The sequence below is a fragment of the Sagittula sp. P11 genome, assembly GCF_002814095.1.
Classification (GTDB): domain Bacteria; phylum Pseudomonadota; class Alphaproteobacteria; order Rhodobacterales; family Rhodobacteraceae; genus Sagittula.
Window position 1 is genome coordinate 2,127,410 of sequence record NZ_CP021913.1, and the last position, 15,180, is coordinate 2,142,589.

Below are 15,180 nucleotides of genomic sequence, written 5' to 3' on the forward strand. Positions count from 1 at the left end.
GTCACCCTCCTGCGATGATCGGTAAGATGCGTTCCTGGAAGAACCCCACGAGCGTGTTCGTCATGAAGCTCATGGACATCCAGAACACCGCCACGATGGCGAGCAGCTTGGGCACGAAGGTCAGTGTCATTTCCTGGATGGAGGTCAGTGCCTGCAGAAGCCCGATTCCGACACCGGCAACCAGCGCGGCGGCGAGGATCGGCACCGAGGTGACGGCAGCGACCCACAGGCCCATGCGCAGGGTGTCGAAGAAGACGGTTTCGTTCAGCACGGCTCAGACCGGCATCCGAAGGATTTCCTGGTAGGCCTCGACCACCTTGTCGCGGACGGCCACCACGGTTTCGACGGCAAGCTCCGACTGGGCGAGCGCCTCGACCAGGGCGTGCGGGTCGGCATCGCCTGTCATCGCTTCCTGAGAGGCTTCCTCTGCCGATCTGAGCTGCCGGACGAAGTCCTCCGTCACGCGGGCAAAGTCGGCCTCCATTTTGCTGGGCTCTGCGGGATCGGGCTCCATCGCGGGGCGCGAAGCGGCGTATTTCTGTGCTGCATAGAGCGAACGGACGTCCATTCTGGTCACCTTTCACTGGGGGTTTAGCGTCACTGGGGGTTTAGCGGCGCAGCAGGTCGAGAAGTGCACTCGACATCTGGCGGGTCTGGTCGAACATCTTGAGGTTGGCCTCGTAGGACCGCTGGGCTTCGCGCGCGTCGGCCAGCTCGATCATCAGGTCGACGTTCGATCCGAGGTACCTGCCGGTCTCGTCGGCGAGCGGATGCGAGGGATCGTAGACCTCGTCGAGGGGAACGCGCGACAGGTCCACGTCTCCGGGCTCCACCCGCGACAGCGAGGAGTCGTCCTTCGTCACGTCGAAGCTCAGCAGCTTCCGGTGGTAGCCGGGCGTGTCGACGTTCGCGATGTTCTCCGACACGACGCGCAGCCGTGCGGCCTGTGACATCAGACCGCCGGAGGTGACGGACAGGGCATCTGAAAAAGCGCTCATGAAAGACTCCCGTTATCTGCGTCCAAGGCTGGACCGCAGGATGTTCAGGTTGCTGCGATAGATCGCGAGGGCCCGGTCGTGCTGACGCTTGGCGTTCACGGCGAACATCATCTCCTCTTCGACGGAGACGGTGTTGCCATTCGGATCGGCGGGCGAGTCGCGTTCGGTGATATCCGGTTCACGCGAGGTACTGCCGTTCAGGTGCCGGTCGCGTGTGGCGCGCTGACCCGAGAAGCCCTGGCGCACACTCGCATTGAATTCCGCGACGGCCTTGCCGCGGTAACCGGGCGTATCCGCATTTGCCATATTCTGGGCGGAGTACGCCTGCTGCACGCCCGCATGCCGTGCCATCGCCATCGCCGTTCTGAAGACGTCCAGATTTTGGAACATCGGGGATTCTCCCTCGATTTGTTTCAATCAAGGCTTAACCCTGATTCCTTTAGAAACGGTTTGCGGACCCTGAACGGAGCGTACGATGGATGAAGAGATCAGCGGCCTGCGCGCCAGGATCGCGCAGATGCAACCCGTGCGCGACGTGGGCAGGGTCCAGGCGGTCGACGGCACGACGATCTGGGTCAGCGGCCTGTCAGAAGTGGCGAGCATCGGCGACCGGCTGCGCCTGTATCACGGTGCCCAAACACTTGGCGGAGAGGTCCTGCGCATCCGGAACGACCTTGTCGCCATGCTGCCGGACGAGGTCGCCGAAGGCGTGTCCAAGGGCGACCGGGTGGCGGTGCTGGGGCCGCCGACCCTTGCGCCCTGCAACAGCTGGATCGGGCGGGTCGTGGACGCCTACGGTCGCCCCCTAGACGGCGCGCCGCTGGGTCCCGGGCAAAAGCGACGACCCTTCCGGGCAAGCCCGCCGCCCGCCGCCGCGCGTCGCCGCCTTGGCCCGCGCCTGTCCACCGGCCTGTCGGTCTTCGACACGCTCTTGCCCATCGCGCAGGGCCAGAGGATGGGTCTTTTTGCGGGATCGGGCGTCGGGAAGTCACGCCTTCTCGCGCAGCTCGCTCAGGGCATGCAGGCGGACGTGGTCGTCCTTGCGCTTGTCGGTGAACGAGGCCGTGAGGTTCTCGATTTCGTCACCAAGGTGCTCGGCCCGGAAGGGATGAAGCGCAGTATCGTCGTCGCCGCGACGTCCGACCGTTCGCCGTTGGAACGGCGCCGTTGCCCGCTGGCCGCCATGACGATTGCTGAGCATTTTCGCGATCAGGGCAAGCACGTGCTCTACATGGCCGATTCGATCACGCGCTTCGCCGAGGCGCATCGCGAGGTGGCCATAGCCTCCGGCGAATTGCCGGCGCTGCGGGGCCACCCCCCGTCGGTCGCACACCAGATCATGCGACTGGCCGAAAGGGCTGGATGCGGTGTCGAGGGTTCGGGGGACATCACCGCCGTCCTCAGCGTGCTTGTCGCCGGATCGGACATGGAAGAGCCGATCGCCGATATCCTGCGGGGCGTTCTCGATGGGCATGTTGTGCTGGATCGCCAGATCGCCGAACGTGGCCGCTTCCCCGCCATTGACCTTTTGCGCTCCGTCTCGCGAAGTCTGCCCGAAGCGGCGAACGAACTTGAAAACGTGCTGATCCAGGATGTCCGGCAACTTCTGGGATCATACGCCCGGTCGGAAACCATGATCCGTGCCGGGCTGTATCGCGAGGGGGAGGATCCGATCCTCGATCATGCGGTCCGGGCGTGGTCGGACCTCGACGATTTCCTGTCGGAGCCATCGCCAGCAGGACCGGAACGTGCCTTTCAACGGCTGGAGTTGATCCTGCGCCGGTCCCAGTCCGCCAAGCCGCGGCGACCTGCACCGCAACGAGGCCGCCCGGGTCTGCAAGCCCGTTAGCGGCGGGGTGGCATCACGTGCGCTGGTTCTGGATCGAAGACAATAGCGTCAGCGCAATCTGCTGCGATCCGAAGCCCGTATTGGACGCCACATCCGATTGAAGCAGGTAGCTGTAGATCACCTTGTTGCGGATGGTCTCGTCTTCGAGATCCTTGAATTGCGTTATCCCGAAGCGGCTGGCGGCCTTTTCCTTCAGCATCTCAACCTGCTTGTCGATGTCGATCTGGCTGAAACTGCCGGGAAGGCCCAAGGCGGTCTGGAACACCTCCCGCATGGTGGAATCACCCAAGACGTTGAACCACTTTGTGTTTTCGGAGCTGTCGAGGCCCGCCAGCGCCGGTGCCCCACGCTGGAAACTGAGAGCGATGCCGATGGTCGGGTTCACCTCGTTCACAGCATCCTCGAACATCTGCCACTGATAGTTGTCGATGATCTTGTCCGCAAACCCGTTGGTCCTGATTGCTGTCGTCGGCTCGGCGTCGAAGCCGAACGCCTTGGTCATCGCGATCAGACCCCTGTCCCCAAGGACGTTTGCCAGGTCTCCGGGATCGCTTGCACCCTCTTCGAAAACACGCTTCAGAAGGGCCCTGCTGTTGGTGCGATCCTCTACACCGAATGCGGTGAGCGCGACCTTCAAAAGATCGTTGTCCTTCATCAGGTCGTCCACACTGGTCACCGATCCGATGGATTCCCTGAAATAGTTTTTGGTCGTCTCGAGTCCGTCCAGCACTGTGGATTCAAGCGTCGCGGCGGCAAGGGGATTGGTCGCGTATTCCGGCTGTTCCAGCAGGTCGGCGAGATCGCCCCGAATGCGCTCGTCGTAAGAGGCCAGAATGTCGTCCGCGAACCCGCCTTCCTGGAAAGGAAAACTGGTGGTTTCCTCGAAGCTGAACGCGCGGGCGAGGGCGATGTAGCGGCCATCCTTCAGCTTGTTGGCCAAGGCGCCGTCATCTTCCGCGCCCTCGTTCAGGACACGCTTGATGAGGTACGTGCTGTCGACCTGGTCACTCAGTCCGAAGGCGGCCAGCGCGACACTCAAGAGCCGCCGGTCCTTGACGAGATCGTTGCCCGACTCGATGGTGCCAATCTTCTCCTTGAAGTAGTCGGTATCCCGGGCGAGGTCCGCACTGGCGTTGAACGCCGTCCTCTGCTTGGACATCGTGGTCTGAAGAACCTGCCATCCGATCAAACCCGACCCCGGGATCATGGGCGTGATAGGCATTACTTCGCACCTGTTGCCAAAAGCCGGTCTTCGCGCGGGATCAAGGCTCTCAACGCCTTGAGGCATTGGTAGAACTGGTCGCCCAGCAGTGCATCCGTCGCCTGTGTCAGCAGCCTCCGGCTGTCCGGATCGACCAGAATATGGCTCAACTCCTCGATCCTTGGCAGAAGCTGCGAACGCGCGTCTTCCGGGTGCGCATCGCCGGTCAGGATCAGCTGCGCCGTGTAGCACAGTCGCCGCACCGGTGTCCGCGCTTCATCCGGATGGATCGCATCCCTGAGGCGCAGAACGTTGGCGTTCGGTGTGACGATGGACAACCTGCTTCGCTTGTCACCGTTTTCGATCACGGCACCGTTGATCAGGACTCGTTCCCTGGGACCCAGCTTTAGCACCAGTCCGCTCATCTGCTTGTCCTCCGGCCGCTCAACCCCTTGAGGATGGCGGCATTGATTTCCAGCAGCGGCGTTATCCGGCCCTTTCGCGTCAGGACCTTGGACGTTTGCTGCTGGACGAATTCGGCAAGATAAAAGATCCTGGCACGAAGATCCTGCGGCAGGGCGTTGCCGTCGTCGGCAACATCGATGGCAAGCGTAGTCCACAACCTTTGATTGTCGGAGAGCGCTTCGACAAGTTTCGGATATGCCATTGGACCAGCTTCTGCTGCCGCTTTGATACGGTGTGTGACGCGTGCGATCAGCTCATATTCGGTGCCGCGCGGAGTCTGGGTTGTCCGGGCATTTTGAGCGTAGGCACGTAGCGCTTGGGTCTGGACGTTCACAGGAGAACCTTCTGATCTAGAGGATCATGATTTTCGAATATCGGAGGCTGGATTTCTCCAGCCTCCAAAACGTGATCTTACTGGAACAGCGACAGCAGCGACTGCGGCGCCTGGTTCGCGATCGACAGCGCCTGTACGCCCAGCTGTTGCTGGACCTGAAGCGCCTGCAGACGCGCCGAGGCTTCTTCCATGTCCGCGTCGATCAGTGTGCCGATACCGGACTTGAGCGCATCGGTCAGACCGGAGATGAAGTCCGTCTGCGTTTCGATACGGCCCTGCGCAGAACCGAAGGCAGAGGCCGAGTCGATTGCGATCTGGATCAACCCCTCGATGTCCGCCAGGGCTGTGTCTGCGCCGGTCTGTGTCGTGACGTCGATATCACCCAGCGCTTCGAGCTTGCCGCCGATGACCGTGGAGGCATCGGTGTTGTACTGGTTGAGCGTGTACGAGAAGTTGTCGCCGGTCACTTGGTGACCAGTGAACACGATCTCGTTGCCGTTCTGGACAACAGCCCCGACGGTTCCGATGTCGGTGCCAAGGTCGGCCGCTGCATAGCTGTTGAACGCCGCGGCAAGACCGGCAACGACTTCCGCCATCGTGTCGCCATCGCGGGCGACGTAGGAAATGTCGTTGCGATCTGTCGTTGCGGCCAGGCCGTTGCCCGCCGTGCCGGTGATCGCGATGGAGAAACCGGTGCCTGCTACCACCGTGTCGGTCGAGGCCGTTCCGAAGGTCGTCGTGCCTGCCGGCGCCGTGGTGTTGTTGCCGGTCATCACGAAGGCCGCGCCGTCACCATCCCCTGTCGCGTCGTTGTTGGCACCAGTCAGGGCGGTCAGGGACGCGCCGATGCTGGACGACCCTGTGCCGAGATCCTGCTTGCGTACGGAAATGTCGGACGCGGTCACACCGTCACCGGAACGATCGAGCGACGAAAGGATGTTGATGATACCTGACCCGGCCGTGAGACTGGTGTTCGACAGCAGGTTGAGACCGTTGAACTGGGCTGCACCGACGACCGCTGCGATCTGGTCGCGCAACGCACTGATATCGTCCTGGATCTTGTCGCGGTCGACGTTCTCTTCCTGCGCAGCGACGATCTTTCCCTTGATGTCGGTGAGCAGTTCGGAGACGGTTTCGGCCGCTTGGCGCGCAACGGAGACGGTCGATTGGCCAAGGTTCAGGCTGTCCGAGATGCCCTTGAAGCCTTTGACGTCGGCTTCCATCACCTTGGAAATCGCCCAGACCGCCGAGTTGTCCTTTGCGCTGGATACACGCTTGCCCGTAGAGATCTGTTCCTGGGTCTGGGACAGTCTGGAATTGATCGTCTTCAGGGTCTGCAGCGCGACCATCGCGCCATTGTTCGTCAGGATGCTAGACATGTTTTGTCCTTGCTGTTCAAAAGGCGCTTTGCGCCGGTTGCTTTTGCCGCGAACGGCATCTCTGACGTCTTTCTGACGCGTACAGCCCGAACCTTCCTCGGCCTGCGCCACCCTTTTCAGGTGCGCTGCCAACTTCGCCGTTGAGTCCTAAGGGAGCGCTACGACCTCCACCTGCTATCTCGATAATTTGACGAAACTCACGCGCGCCTTTCGAGGCGCTGCACCTCCGGGGCGGACAGGCTGTGCTTCTTACCGGCGGAATCATAGGTTTCGACGGATTTCCTGACGCGGTTGAGGTCGCCCAGACGCGCTGCAACGTTACGGATACCTGCCAAGGCGGCGTCAAAAAGTTCCTGATTCCGCCGCAGTCCGTCGCTGAGCGGTGTCAGCACGTCTCGGTCGAGCGGCAGATCGTGCAGGGATCCGACGAGGCGTTCCTTCTCGTCCAACAGTTCCGAAATCCGGTCGAAATCGCCGCTGATGAGCGCAGCCCGCTCGGCGTCGATCAAGTCTTCCAGTCGTTGGGTCAATGTGCGCTCATCCATGGGCTCTCTCCTTCAGTGCCTCGAAGATCATTTCCGTGAGTCCTACGCCTCCGTTTGCTGCCATCTGGCGCGCCTGTTCGAGACGCAGCATGGACGAGAACTGGTCCTCCCCGGCGCCGCCACCGAACGCTTCCGGGGTTTCGCCCACGCCAGCCGCCTTCAACATTTCAGCGAGGAAGTTCGCTTCCAACTCGAGCGCCGCGTCCCGCAATTTTCGCTCATTGCTTCGGGCAGCAAGAGGCAGATCCGGTGTCAGCTCCATGGTCATTCTCTCCAATTCGACTCAGTTGGAACCTTTTGCCGCGAGTTCAGTAAAGAACTGGTAAGGATGTTGGCCTTACGTTCCAGGTGCGGAAGAACTCCCGGAGCTGCCATGTTTATTCAACCGACAAACCCGATTAGCCTTGCCGGAGCGGCCGGTTCCAAAGGGCAGAGTCAGAACCGTAACAGCGGTGAGGATTTCGATCAGATCTTTGAAAGTGGGTCTCAGGCGCGTCCGGATGGTATGAACAGCGAGAAACGGTCCGCTGCAAAGGATGGAGATGGTGCACGCCTTGTGAGATCAGCCGCACAGGAGGCCGATGTACAAGAAGCTGATGCTGTCGAAACTGATTCCGTTGACATTGAAAATTCTGATGAAAAATCGACGAGCTTTGAAGAAAGCGCCATTTTCGATCCTGATACTTCGTCAGAGCTTCAGATAGGCGAGTCTTTGGAAGATGCCGGCTTCGGACACCCGAGGACTCGAAGAGAATCAGAAAACCAAAGATCAGTTGGACATTCTCTAGAGGGACTACACGTCCCAAGTAATGTACTCATTCGCCCTGAACCAGCCTTAAAAAGGTCGCCGAGCAGCTTGTCCCCGGATAATATTGATTTAGAAAAATACTCATGCCCCAAAAGCCGAGATCAGGCATCTCCCGCCTCAGTACTTCCTGTAGAAAGTCAAAATGGAGAATTCGGAAAGGATAGAGTCGCGCGTTCGGATCAGCTCCAATACACCAAGAATGGCCTTGAATTAAACTCTAACCGTTTCAATGCAGAGCCTCAAAGCATGAATTTGGAGGCAAGCGACTCCGATAATAACAAGGGTGTCTCAAGGTTTGCAAATAGGGTAATCGAAAGTGATATCGAGAGTAGTCCTGCCTCACTGCGGTTCACCAGAGCGGACAGTGGACCAGATCGAAACACTGGCAATGTTGTTGGTGTTAATCACGGGCAACGCAGCATAGCTATTGGTGCATCACTTTCTGGTGGTTCACACGTTCAGTCGTCAAAGAACCAGTTGGAAAAAGACCTCGGACTTCTAGAGAATTTTGCTGCTCAAGGCCTTTCGGCAGTGGCGGAGAGCAAGGAAAGTACAATTAGATCGAGGTTTGACGAGCCTCGAACTGGGGCCGCAAGCCAGGTAATCTCGTTCTCTGAGATTTCTCAAAAAAAGCTCACAGCGGGAGGGGCTCCGGAGACGTTAATTTCTGAAGGTACAAATAGGAGCAAGAAAAACTCAGATGGAACCAAGCCTTATTCCGTCGCGACAACCGAACTGAGTCCACATAATGACGGCGATGCGGCCGTCCGTGATCGAAGCTCTCTCAGATTTGATATCAGCAAAAAGGAAACGACACTTTCGGGAGACGCTTCAAAGGAAGCGGTTTTTCCTGGGGATCTATTGCGAACCTCAGGCCGCGCCCAACAGTCTCGACACGGTATCGAGAAGGTCGATAAGACGGACCTAACAGCCAAGACCTTGCAGCTTTCCGGTGTTGCCGAAACCTCCAAGGATGTACCGAAAGCCATCAGTAACCAGAATAATGAAATCGCATCACCCCAAATCGTCGGTCCTGAACCAAAGCGTGGAATGTTGCGGCATACCAGCGGCACTTTTCTTGGTTCTGACCAGCGCCATCAGGAACCGACTTGGGGCGTTAAGAACTCGGAAGCCAATCCTCCGGGCGCAAACTGCGAGCCCAATATCGTCGCTGGTCGTGTGGGGTCCGAAGGCATGTCGACTGCGGTAACGCAACCGCAAGACCGTGCGAGAGAAATGACTCCGCTTGCTTCTGAACTGTCTGCCACTCAGCATAGGGACGCTGCCGACCCTTCGCCCGTCGCCATGTACGCAACAAGAGACGAAGTTAGCGTAGCGCAGCATTCAGTTTCGTCAGAATCGGTCATTGTCCGTCAGATATTGAAGAACAATGAGCGTGAGAATGTCGCCAATCGGGAGACAAGCGATGCTGGAACCGACAATAAAACTGTGGTGAGCGGCGCTGCGCTTGCGACCACGACTCAGCCAACCGACCCGTCCACAACTGCGCGATGGCCCGACCCGGCTGGGACCACTATTGCGGTCGCACTGCAGGCCTTTGAGGATGTTACCGAAGAGGATGTCGGCGGCACCGATCTTCCCGTGAGCGGGGCGTCCTCAAGCGGCGCGTCGCAGGCAAACCAAGCCGGTGGAACGCAGTATCAACCGCTTAACAGGACCGACCCCAGTGCTGTGATCCGGCAGGTCTCGGAGGCGTTCGCACGTCTGAGCGACCAGACGGTCGAGCTTCGTTTGTCGCCGGAGGAACTTGGCCGGGTTCGGATGTACATGCATTCCGGCGAGCACGGTCTTGTCGTGAACATCCAGGCGGACCGGACCGAGACGCTGGACCTGATGCGCCGCCATGTAGACGAGCTGGCGCGGAATCTGGCAGACGCCGGCTATGAAAATGCCGGGTTCACCTTTGGCGAGGAACGACGCCAACGCGAAACATCTCTTGGCGATGCGCTCGATTTGGTTCCAGCTGTGGATGACGACCTCGCGCCTCTGCCGGGCATCGAAACCGATGGGGCCGATGGCCTCGACATCAGGATGTGAGGAAACATGGTCACTGTCTCTGATCCAGCGCCACTGTATGGCAACCAGTCCGGCCAGACGGCCCAGAAGCCGTCGGTCGAGCAGAACACGCGGGCCGTTCTGAGTTCCGACTTTGAGACGTTCCTCAAGATGCTCACCGTGCAGGTGCAGAACCAGGATCCGCTGAACCCCGTCGACTCGACGGAGTATGCGACGCAGCTAGCGACGTTCTCCTCTGTAGAACAGCAGGTGCAGACCAACGAACTGCTCCGCAACATCAGTGCAACCCTGGGCGGCAATTCGCTGAATGAATTCGGTCGCTGGATCGGGATGGAAGGGCTGGTCCGCGCACCCGCCATGTTCGACGGTGCCCCCGTGACGATCCGCCCCGATTATTCCGAGGACGCAGACCGCGCCGTGCTGGTGGTGCGCGACGCGGGCGGAGAAGAGGTGCAGCGCTTCGACATCGATGTCGGCGAGGAGGTGGTGTTCTGGGGCGGAGGCGACAGCGAAGGCAACCCTCTGCCCCCCGGCATCTACCGTTTCGACGTGGAAAGCTACATCGACCAGCGGTTCGATGGCTCTACCATGGCGCGTGTCTACAGCCGCATAGACGAGGTGCGCAATGACGACGGGACGGTCCTCTTGCGCTTCGCCGACGGGACCGAGGCGACCTCGGAAGAGATTGGAGGCCTGCGACAGGCACGGCAATGACGCACGATGGCGGTTGCCGATTCGAAAAACTTGGACGCGAAGGAAGGAAAATCTTGGTTAAGAAGCGAAAAGATCGATGCATCTTCAACGTGTATGGGCTTCTCGTGGGGATCCGTATTTCGCATGCGCGGAAAAAACATGCAAACGTGCCACACTGGTGGCGCAAACCGGTGAATTTTGCAGGCGACAAGGTGCCGTTCCGCGCACCTGCAGAATTTGCCATTTGATAGGCAGCACTGAAAACGCTACGTTGCCTGAAGTAGGGCGTACCGCGTCCATCATTCTGAGACTGGAGCATAGTCATGAAAAAGATCTCTACCATCGCGGCGGTCGTGGCCCTCGCAGCTTCCTTCAGCGCGCCGGCTTCTGCCCAGCAGGCTGACCCGTTTGCATCCTCGCAGGTTTCCGCGGTGCCGGCGTTGGTCGTCATCGGTGGTATCGCCGCTGTCATCGCGATCACTGCGGGCACCAACAACGACTCCTCGACCGGCACCAAGTGAGGCCGCGTCGACATTAAGGTCGACAAACAAAGCATAGAGAGCGGCGGCAATATTGCCGCCGTTTTTCATTTGTAGGTCAGGCAGCTCGACCTATCCGAAGAACGGAGCAAGCAGGATGACCGCGGCAGAGGCTGCGGCACCGCCCGAAGCCCAGAACAGCCGTGCGGGCCAGGGATTGCGGCGCTGCTCCGGTTCGGGCTGGGACTGTCGGATCAGGGCGGCCTCCACCAGCTTGGGCAGGCGCGGACCGAACCGGGCCATCACCGCCGCCGTCTTCATCAGATCCGACGCAGCCGCGCGCGGGCCGATGGACTTCTTGATGTAGTCTTCGACCACGGGCTGGGCGACGCGCCAGATGTTCATGTGCGGATCAAGGGATCGGGCGACGCCTTCCACAACCACCATGGTGCGTTGCAGGAGGATCAGCTCCGTCCGTGTTTCCATGCCGAACCGTTCCGTCACCTCGAACAGGTAGGCCAGCAGCTTGCCCATCGAGATGCGGGTCGCGTCCATGCCAAAGATGGGCTCTCCGACGGCGCGGAGCGCGCGGGCAAATTCGTCGATGTCGCGGTCCGCGGGCACGTAGCCCGCTTCGAAGTGCACCTCGGCGACGCGCTTGTAGTCGCGCCGGATGAAACCAAAGAGGATCTCGGCGTAGACCCGGCGCGTGTATTCGTCGATGTGCCCCATGATGCCGAAATCATAGGCGATGATATCGCCATTCGGCGCGACCTTCAGATTGCCCTGGTGCATGTCGGCATGAAAGAAGCCGTCGCGCAGCGCGTGGTTGAGGAACAGTTGCAGGACACGCTGGGAAAGGGCGACGCGGTCGTGGCCCATGGCGTCGATGGCGGCGTTGTCGCCAAGCGGAACGCCTTCGGCCCAGCTCATGGTCATGACGCGACGGCCCGACAGCATCCAGTTGACCTGCGGAAGCTGGAAGCCCTCGTCGTTTTCCGTGTTCGCCGCAAATTCGCTCGCGGCGGCGGATTCGAGGCGAAGATCGAGTTCGCCCATCACCACGCCTTCGAAATGCGCGATGACTTCGCGGGGCCGCAGGCGGCGGGACGAGGGCGACAGCGTCTCGATCACCCAGGCTGCAAAATAGAAAGCGTCGATGTCGCGGCGGAAGGCCCGCTCGATTCCGGGCCGTAGAACCTTCACGGCGACGCTTTGGCCGGTCTCGCGTAGCGTGGCCTTGTGCACCTGCGCGATGGAGGCCGCGGCGACGGGTTCGCTGAACTCGGCAAAGATCTCGTCCACGGGCAGGCCGATCTCGGCCAGAACCTGCTCCTTGGCCTCTTCGATCGAGAAGGGGGGCAATTTGTCCTGAAGGACGCGCAACTGGGTCGCCATCTCGGCGCCGACCACGTCTGGCCGGGTCGACAGGATCTGGCCGAACTTGATGTAGGCCGGGCCAAGCGCCGTCAGGGCGCGCACCGCGGGCGGTGTGGACGGATCGCCCTCATCGCCCAGCCACTTGAAGGGCCAGCCGAGCACCCGGGCGGCCACCCGCAGCGGTGCGGGCGCGTCGAAGGCATCCAGAACCACGCGCATCGCGCCAGTCCGTTCAAGCGTCGCGCCTGTCTGGATCAGGCGCCAGATGTTGTGCGGACCCCTCAAAGCTTCCAGCCCGAATGCAGGCAGGCCACGCCCATCGACAGGTTCCGGTACTTCGCATTGCCGAAGCCCGCCGCGCGCACCATTCCCAGGAAGGTTTCCTGGTCTGGAAACTTGCGTATGGATTCAACGAGATACTGGTAGGAGTCGCGGTCCCCGGCGATCACCTGTCCCATGCGCGGGATGATGTGGAACGAATAGAGGTCATAGGCCCACTGCATCAGGTCGTTGGGAATCTGCGAGAATTCGAGCACCATCAGCCGTCCGCCCGGACGCAGCACGCGGTATGCCTCGTTCAGGGCTTCCTGCGGGCGGGTGACATTCCGGATGCCGAAGGAGATCGTGTAGACGTCGAAGCTGTTGTCCGGGAACGGCAGCTTCATCGCGTCGCCCACCACCCAGTCGAGCTGGTCGCCAAGGGATGACGCCTCGGCCCGTTTCCGACCCTCGACCAGCATCGGTTCCGTCAGGTCGAGCACGGTCGCATGCCCGTCGCCCGCACGTTTCAGGTAGCGGAAGGAAATGTCGCCGGTGCCACCCGCCACATCCAGCAGCTTCGTACCGCGGCGCGGCGCGAGCCAGTCCATCATCGCGTCCTTCCAGACGCGGTGAATGCCGAATGACATGGCGTCGTTCATGACATCGTACTTGGACGCCACGGATCGGAAGACCCCCTGAACACGCCCCGCCTTTTCGCCCTCCGGCACTTCGGAGAAGCCGAAATGGGTGGTTTTTCCGCTGGTGTCGTTCATGCGAGGCGTCCTTTCGTGTCGCAGAGACTTATAGGGCGTAGGCATCGCTCTGCAATGCGGCGCGTTGCGTTGGGTCGCAGGAATGCGGACGCCGGCAGCGCGAGGGACGTATGCGCCCGGGCGGGGCCGATCAAGACGCCGGGAGGTCGTGCGGACAGCTATGGCGATGCCGTGCGCTTTACGGGGCGCCGGTCGCTGACTACATGTCGGCTTCACCTCCCCGGAGATGCGCAATGCCCGAACTGCCCGAAGTCGAAACCGTGCGCCGCGGTCTGGCCCCCGTCATGGAAGGCCAGGTCATCGCGCGCGCACAGGTCAACCGGCCCGACCTCCGCTGGCCTTTTCCAGAACGGATGGCCGAACGGCTGACCGGGGCGCGTGTCTTGCAGCTTCGCCGGCGGTCAAAGTACATCCTCGCCGACCTGTCCACGGACGAAACCCTGCTGATCCACCTCGGTATGTCCGGACGGATGCTGGTGTCGGGCGATCCCCTCGGCCAGTTCGTGCACGCGCATCCCATGCCGGAGAAACACGATCACGTCGTCTTCGACATGGAGAACGGCGCCCGCGTCACGTTCAACGATCCGCGTCGCTTCGGCGCCATGGACCTGATGCCCACGCAGGCGGCCGAGGCGCACCCGCTGCTCGCCCGGATCGGTCCGGAACCGCTGAGCAATGCCTTCACCGAATCCCACCTCGTGGAGCGACTCAAGGGGCGGAACATGCCGGTCAAATCCGCGCTTCTGGACCAGAAGATCGTCGCCGGACTGGGCAACATATACGTTTGTGAAGCGCTGTTCCGTGGCGGCATCCATCCGGCGCGACGTTGTGTCCGCATCTCCGCGGCGCGGATTTCGGCGCTGGTTCCCATCGTCCGCGACGTGCTGGACGACGCCATCGCGGCGGGCGGATCATCTCTCCGGGATTTCCGGCAAGCCGATGGAGAACTTGGATATTTCCAGCACAGCTTTGACGTCTACGGACGTGAGGGTGAGCCATGCAGGGCGCCCGGTTGCACCAGTAAGATCCAGCGTATCGTGCAGTCGGGGCGGTCGTCCTTCTTCTGCCCGACCTGCCAAAGATAAGCTTGATCGTCTTCACCGAAGTGTTAAGGCTTGGCCTCTGACGGAACCGGACGGAGCCCTATTCTCATGGCCTATGAGACGATCATCGTCGAAGTAGAAGACCACGTCGCCACCATCAGACTCAATCGCCCCGACGCCCTGAACGCTCTCAACTCCGAGATGTTGGGAGAGCTGTGCCAGGCGCTGAAGGAAGCTGATGGCAACGACAAGGTGCGTTGCATCATCATCACCGGTTCGCAGAAAGCGTTCGCCGCCGGTGCCGACATCAAGGAAATGTCCGACAAGAGCTACGTCGACATGTTCCTGTCGGATTTCTTCGGGGCGGAAGGCGGCACCATCGGCCGCACCCGCAAACCGATCATCGCCGCCGTTGCTGGATACGCGCTGGGTGGCGGTTGCGAGCTGGCGATGATGTGCGACTTCATCATCGCCGCCGACAACGCGAAGTTCGGCCAGCCTGAGATCAACCTCGGGGTGATTCCCGGTCTTGGTGGCACGCAGCGCCTGACCCGCTTTGTCGGCAAGTCAAAGGCGATGGACATGACGCTGACCGGCCGGTTCATGGACGCGGAAGAGGCGGAGCGTTCCGGCCTCGTCAGCCGCGTCGTGCCGGCAAAGCAACTGATGGAAGAGACCCGCGCCGCGGCCGAGAAGATCGCAGAGAAGTCGATGATCTCGACCATCGCCTGCAAGGAAGCGGTGAACATCTCTTACGAGACGACGCTGTCCCAGGGTCTGCTGTTCGAGCGCCGTGCCTTCCACGCGCTGTTCAACACCGAGGACCAGAAGGAGGGCATGGGCGCATTCATGGAAAAGCGCTCGGCCCAGTTCCGGGACCGCTGACCGCGGATCAGGCCGGAAAGTACAGATTCCGGCAAGCATCCGAACGTGAT

At 60.9% G+C, this 15,180-nt stretch carries 19 protein-coding genes; 7 read left to right on the plus strand and 12 right to left on the minus strand.

Annotated features, from left to right (window positions below):
• Position 1: 1 nt before the first annotated feature.
• Genes CDO87_RS10395 through CDO87_RS10410 form a run of 4 tightly spaced genes read right to left on the minus strand, consistent with a single transcriptional unit; the run spans position 2 to position 1,388 of the window.
• Positions 2 to 271, minus strand: coding sequence for a flagellar biosynthetic protein FliQ (locus CDO87_RS10395; protein WP_100928713.1), 270 nt, complete (start codon positions 269 to 271; stop codon positions 2 to 4).
• Positions 272 to 274: 3 nt separating this feature from the next.
• A complete protein-coding gene (fliE, locus tag CDO87_RS10400; RefSeq protein WP_100928714.1) occupies positions 275 to 568 on the minus strand; it encodes a flagellar hook-basal body complex protein FliE in 294 nt (97 codons plus the stop codon).
• Positions 569 to 608: 40 nt separating this feature from the next.
• Positions 609 to 998 carry a flagellar basal body rod protein FlgC gene (gene flgC / locus CDO87_RS10405; protein ID WP_100928715.1) on the minus strand — a complete coding sequence of 130 codons (390 nt, stop codon included), beginning with the start codon at positions 996 to 998 and terminating at the stop codon, positions 609 to 611.
• A gap of 12 nt (positions 999 to 1,010) precedes the next feature.
• On the minus strand, positions 1,011 to 1,388 hold the full coding sequence (locus CDO87_RS10410) for a FlgB family protein (protein WP_100928716.1): 378 nt from the start codon (positions 1,386 to 1,388) through the stop codon (positions 1,011 to 1,013).
• 85 nt (positions 1,389 to 1,473) lie between these two features.
• Between CDO87_RS10410 and CDO87_RS10415 the strand changes: the two genes are divergently transcribed.
• The gene (locus tag CDO87_RS10415) at positions 1,474 to 2,847 is read left to right on the plus strand and encodes a FliI/YscN family ATPase (RefSeq protein WP_100928717.1); all 1,374 of its coding nucleotides are present in this window, start codon (positions 1,474 to 1,476) and stop codon (positions 2,845 to 2,847) included.
• A 13-nt stretch (positions 2,848 to 2,860) separates the two neighbouring features.
• Here the strand turns inward: CDO87_RS10415 and CDO87_RS10420 are convergent, their stop codons facing one another.
• From CDO87_RS10420 to CDO87_RS10445, 6 genes are all read right to left on the minus strand, one after another.
• On the minus strand, positions 2,861 to 4,036 hold the full coding sequence (locus CDO87_RS10420; RefSeq protein WP_254698415.1) for a DUF1217 domain-containing protein: 1,176 nt from the start codon (positions 4,034 to 4,036) through the stop codon (positions 2,861 to 2,863).
• Between the two features lie 32 nt (positions 4,037 to 4,068).
• Positions 4,069 to 4,473, minus strand: coding sequence for a flagellar biosynthesis repressor FlbT (flbT, locus tag CDO87_RS10425; protein WP_100928718.1), 405 nt, complete (start codon positions 4,471 to 4,473; stop codon positions 4,069 to 4,071).
• On the minus strand, positions 4,470 to 4,847 hold the full coding sequence (flaF, locus tag CDO87_RS10430; RefSeq protein WP_100928719.1) for a flagellar biosynthesis regulator FlaF: 378 nt from the start codon (positions 4,845 to 4,847) through the stop codon (positions 4,470 to 4,472). Before flaF ends, flbT begins: the two co-directional genes overlap by 4 nt.
• Before the next feature lie 77 nt (positions 4,848 to 4,924).
• A complete protein-coding gene (locus tag CDO87_RS10435) occupies positions 4,925 to 6,226 on the minus strand; it encodes a flagellin (RefSeq protein ID WP_100928720.1) in 1,302 nt (433 codons plus the stop codon).
• A gap of 197 nt (positions 6,227 to 6,423) precedes the next feature.
• Positions 6,424 to 6,771 carry a hypothetical protein gene (locus CDO87_RS10440; RefSeq protein WP_100928721.1) on the minus strand — a complete coding sequence of 116 codons (348 nt, stop codon included), beginning with the start codon at positions 6,769 to 6,771 and terminating at the stop codon, positions 6,424 to 6,426.
• Positions 6,764 to 7,033, minus strand: a complete 270-nt coding sequence (locus tag CDO87_RS10445) for a rod-binding protein (protein ID WP_100930920.1) — start codon at positions 7,031 to 7,033, stop codon at positions 6,764 to 6,766. The genes CDO87_RS10440 and CDO87_RS10445 overlap by 8 nt, the downstream gene beginning before the upstream one ends.
• Before the next feature lie 111 nt (positions 7,034 to 7,144).
• Between CDO87_RS10445 and CDO87_RS10450 the strand changes: the two genes are divergently transcribed.
• The 4 genes from CDO87_RS10450 (at position 7,145) to CDO87_RS10460 (ending at position 10,830) form a co-directional block, all read left to right on the plus strand.
• A complete protein-coding gene (locus CDO87_RS10450; protein ID WP_157814964.1) occupies positions 7,145 to 9,637 on the plus strand; it encodes a flagellar hook-length control protein FliK in 2,493 nt (830 codons plus the stop codon).
• Positions 9,638 to 9,643: 6 nt separating this feature from the next.
• Positions 9,644 to 10,330 (plus strand): flagellar hook capping FlgD N-terminal domain-containing protein, encoded by a 687-nt coding sequence (locus tag CDO87_RS10455; protein WP_100928723.1) that lies wholly within the window; start codon positions 9,644 to 9,646, stop codon positions 10,328 to 10,330.
• Positions 10,327 to 10,557, plus strand: coding sequence for a hypothetical protein (locus tag CDO87_RS26720; protein WP_198521862.1), 231 nt, complete (start codon positions 10,327 to 10,329; stop codon positions 10,555 to 10,557). Before CDO87_RS10455 ends, CDO87_RS26720 begins: the two co-directional genes overlap by 4 nt.
• A 75-nt stretch (positions 10,558 to 10,632) precedes the next feature.
• Positions 10,633 to 10,830: a hypothetical protein gene (locus CDO87_RS10460; protein WP_100928724.1), complete on the plus strand. Its 198-nt coding sequence runs from the start codon at positions 10,633 to 10,635 to the stop codon at positions 10,828 to 10,830.
• Positions 10,831 to 10,920: 90 nt separating this feature from the next.
• Here the strand turns inward: CDO87_RS10460 and ubiB are convergent, their stop codons facing one another.
• Complete coding sequence (ubiB, locus tag CDO87_RS10465) at positions 10,921 to 12,453, minus strand: 2-polyprenylphenol 6-hydroxylase (protein WP_100928725.1); 1,533 nt, start codon at positions 12,451 to 12,453, stop codon at positions 10,921 to 10,923.
• A complete protein-coding gene (gene ubiE, locus CDO87_RS10470; RefSeq protein ID WP_100928726.1) occupies positions 12,450 to 13,202 on the minus strand; it encodes a bifunctional demethylmenaquinone methyltransferase/2-methoxy-6-polyprenyl-1,4-benzoquinol methylase UbiE in 753 nt (250 codons plus the stop codon). The genes ubiB and ubiE overlap by 4 nt, the downstream gene beginning before the upstream one ends.
• A 233-nt stretch (positions 13,203 to 13,435) precedes the next feature.
• On the opposite strand from ubiE, the gene mutM reads away from it, so the two are divergent.
• Entirely contained in the window at positions 13,436 to 14,287 is an 852-nt protein-coding gene (gene mutM, locus CDO87_RS10475; protein ID WP_100928727.1) for a bifunctional DNA-formamidopyrimidine glycosylase/DNA-(apurinic or apyrimidinic site) lyase, read from the plus strand.
• Between the two features lie 66 nt (positions 14,288 to 14,353).
• A complete protein-coding gene (locus CDO87_RS10480) occupies positions 14,354 to 15,130 on the plus strand; it encodes an enoyl-CoA hydratase (protein WP_100928728.1) in 777 nt (258 codons plus the stop codon).
• The last annotated feature ends 50 nt before the right edge of the window (positions 15,131 to 15,180 follow it).

Excerpts from the sequence above, each read along its gene's own strand:
- CDO87_RS10440 (WP_100928721.1), bottom strand. The coding sequence starts at position 6,771 with ATGGATGAGCGCACATTGACCCAACGACTGGAAGACTTGATCGACGCC.
- CDO87_RS26720 (WP_198521862.1), top strand. The coding sequence starts at position 10,327 with ATGACGCACGATGGCGGTTGCCGATTCGAAAAACTTGGACGCGAAGGA.
- mutM (WP_100928727.1), top strand. The coding sequence starts at position 13,436 with ATGCCCGAACTGCCCGAAGTCGAAACCGTGCGCCGCGGTCTGGCCCCC.
- CDO87_RS10410 (WP_100928716.1), bottom strand. The coding sequence starts at position 1,388 with ATGTTCCAAAATCTGGACGTCTTCAGAACGGCGATGGCGATGGCACGG.
- CDO87_RS10455 (WP_100928723.1), top strand. The coding sequence starts at position 9,644 with ATGGTCACTGTCTCTGATCCAGCGCCACTGTATGGCAACCAGTCCGGC.
- CDO87_RS10460 (WP_100928724.1), top strand. The coding sequence starts at position 10,633 with ATGAAAAAGATCTCTACCATCGCGGCGGTCGTGGCCCTCGCAGCTTCC.
- ubiE (WP_100928726.1), bottom strand. The coding sequence starts at position 13,202 with ATGAACGACACCAGCGGAAAAACCACCCATTTCGGCTTCTCCGAAGTG.
- flbT (WP_100928718.1), bottom strand. The coding sequence starts at position 4,473 with ATGAGCGGACTGGTGCTAAAGCTGGGTCCCAGGGAACGAGTCCTGATC.
- CDO87_RS10435 (WP_100928720.1), bottom strand. The coding sequence starts at position 6,226 with ATGTCTAGCATCCTGACGAACAATGGCGCGATGGTCGCGCTGCAGACC.
- CDO87_RS10415 (WP_100928717.1), top strand. The coding sequence starts at position 1,474 with ATGGATGAAGAGATCAGCGGCCTGCGCGCCAGGATCGCGCAGATGCAA.
- fliE (WP_100928714.1), bottom strand. The coding sequence starts at position 568 with ATGGACGTCCGTTCGCTCTATGCAGCACAGAAATACGCCGCTTCGCGC.
- CDO87_RS10445 (WP_100930920.1), bottom strand. The coding sequence starts at position 7,033 with ATGGAGCTGACACCGGATCTGCCTCTTGCTGCCCGAAGCAATGAGCGA.
- CDO87_RS10480 (WP_100928728.1), top strand. The coding sequence starts at position 14,354 with ATGGCCTATGAGACGATCATCGTCGAAGTAGAAGACCACGTCGCCACC.
- CDO87_RS10450 (WP_157814964.1), top strand. The coding sequence starts at position 7,145 with ATGTTTATTCAACCGACAAACCCGATTAGCCTTGCCGGAGCGGCCGGT.
- flgC (WP_100928715.1), bottom strand. The coding sequence starts at position 998 with ATGAGCGCTTTTTCAGATGCCCTGTCCGTCACCTCCGGCGGTCTGATG.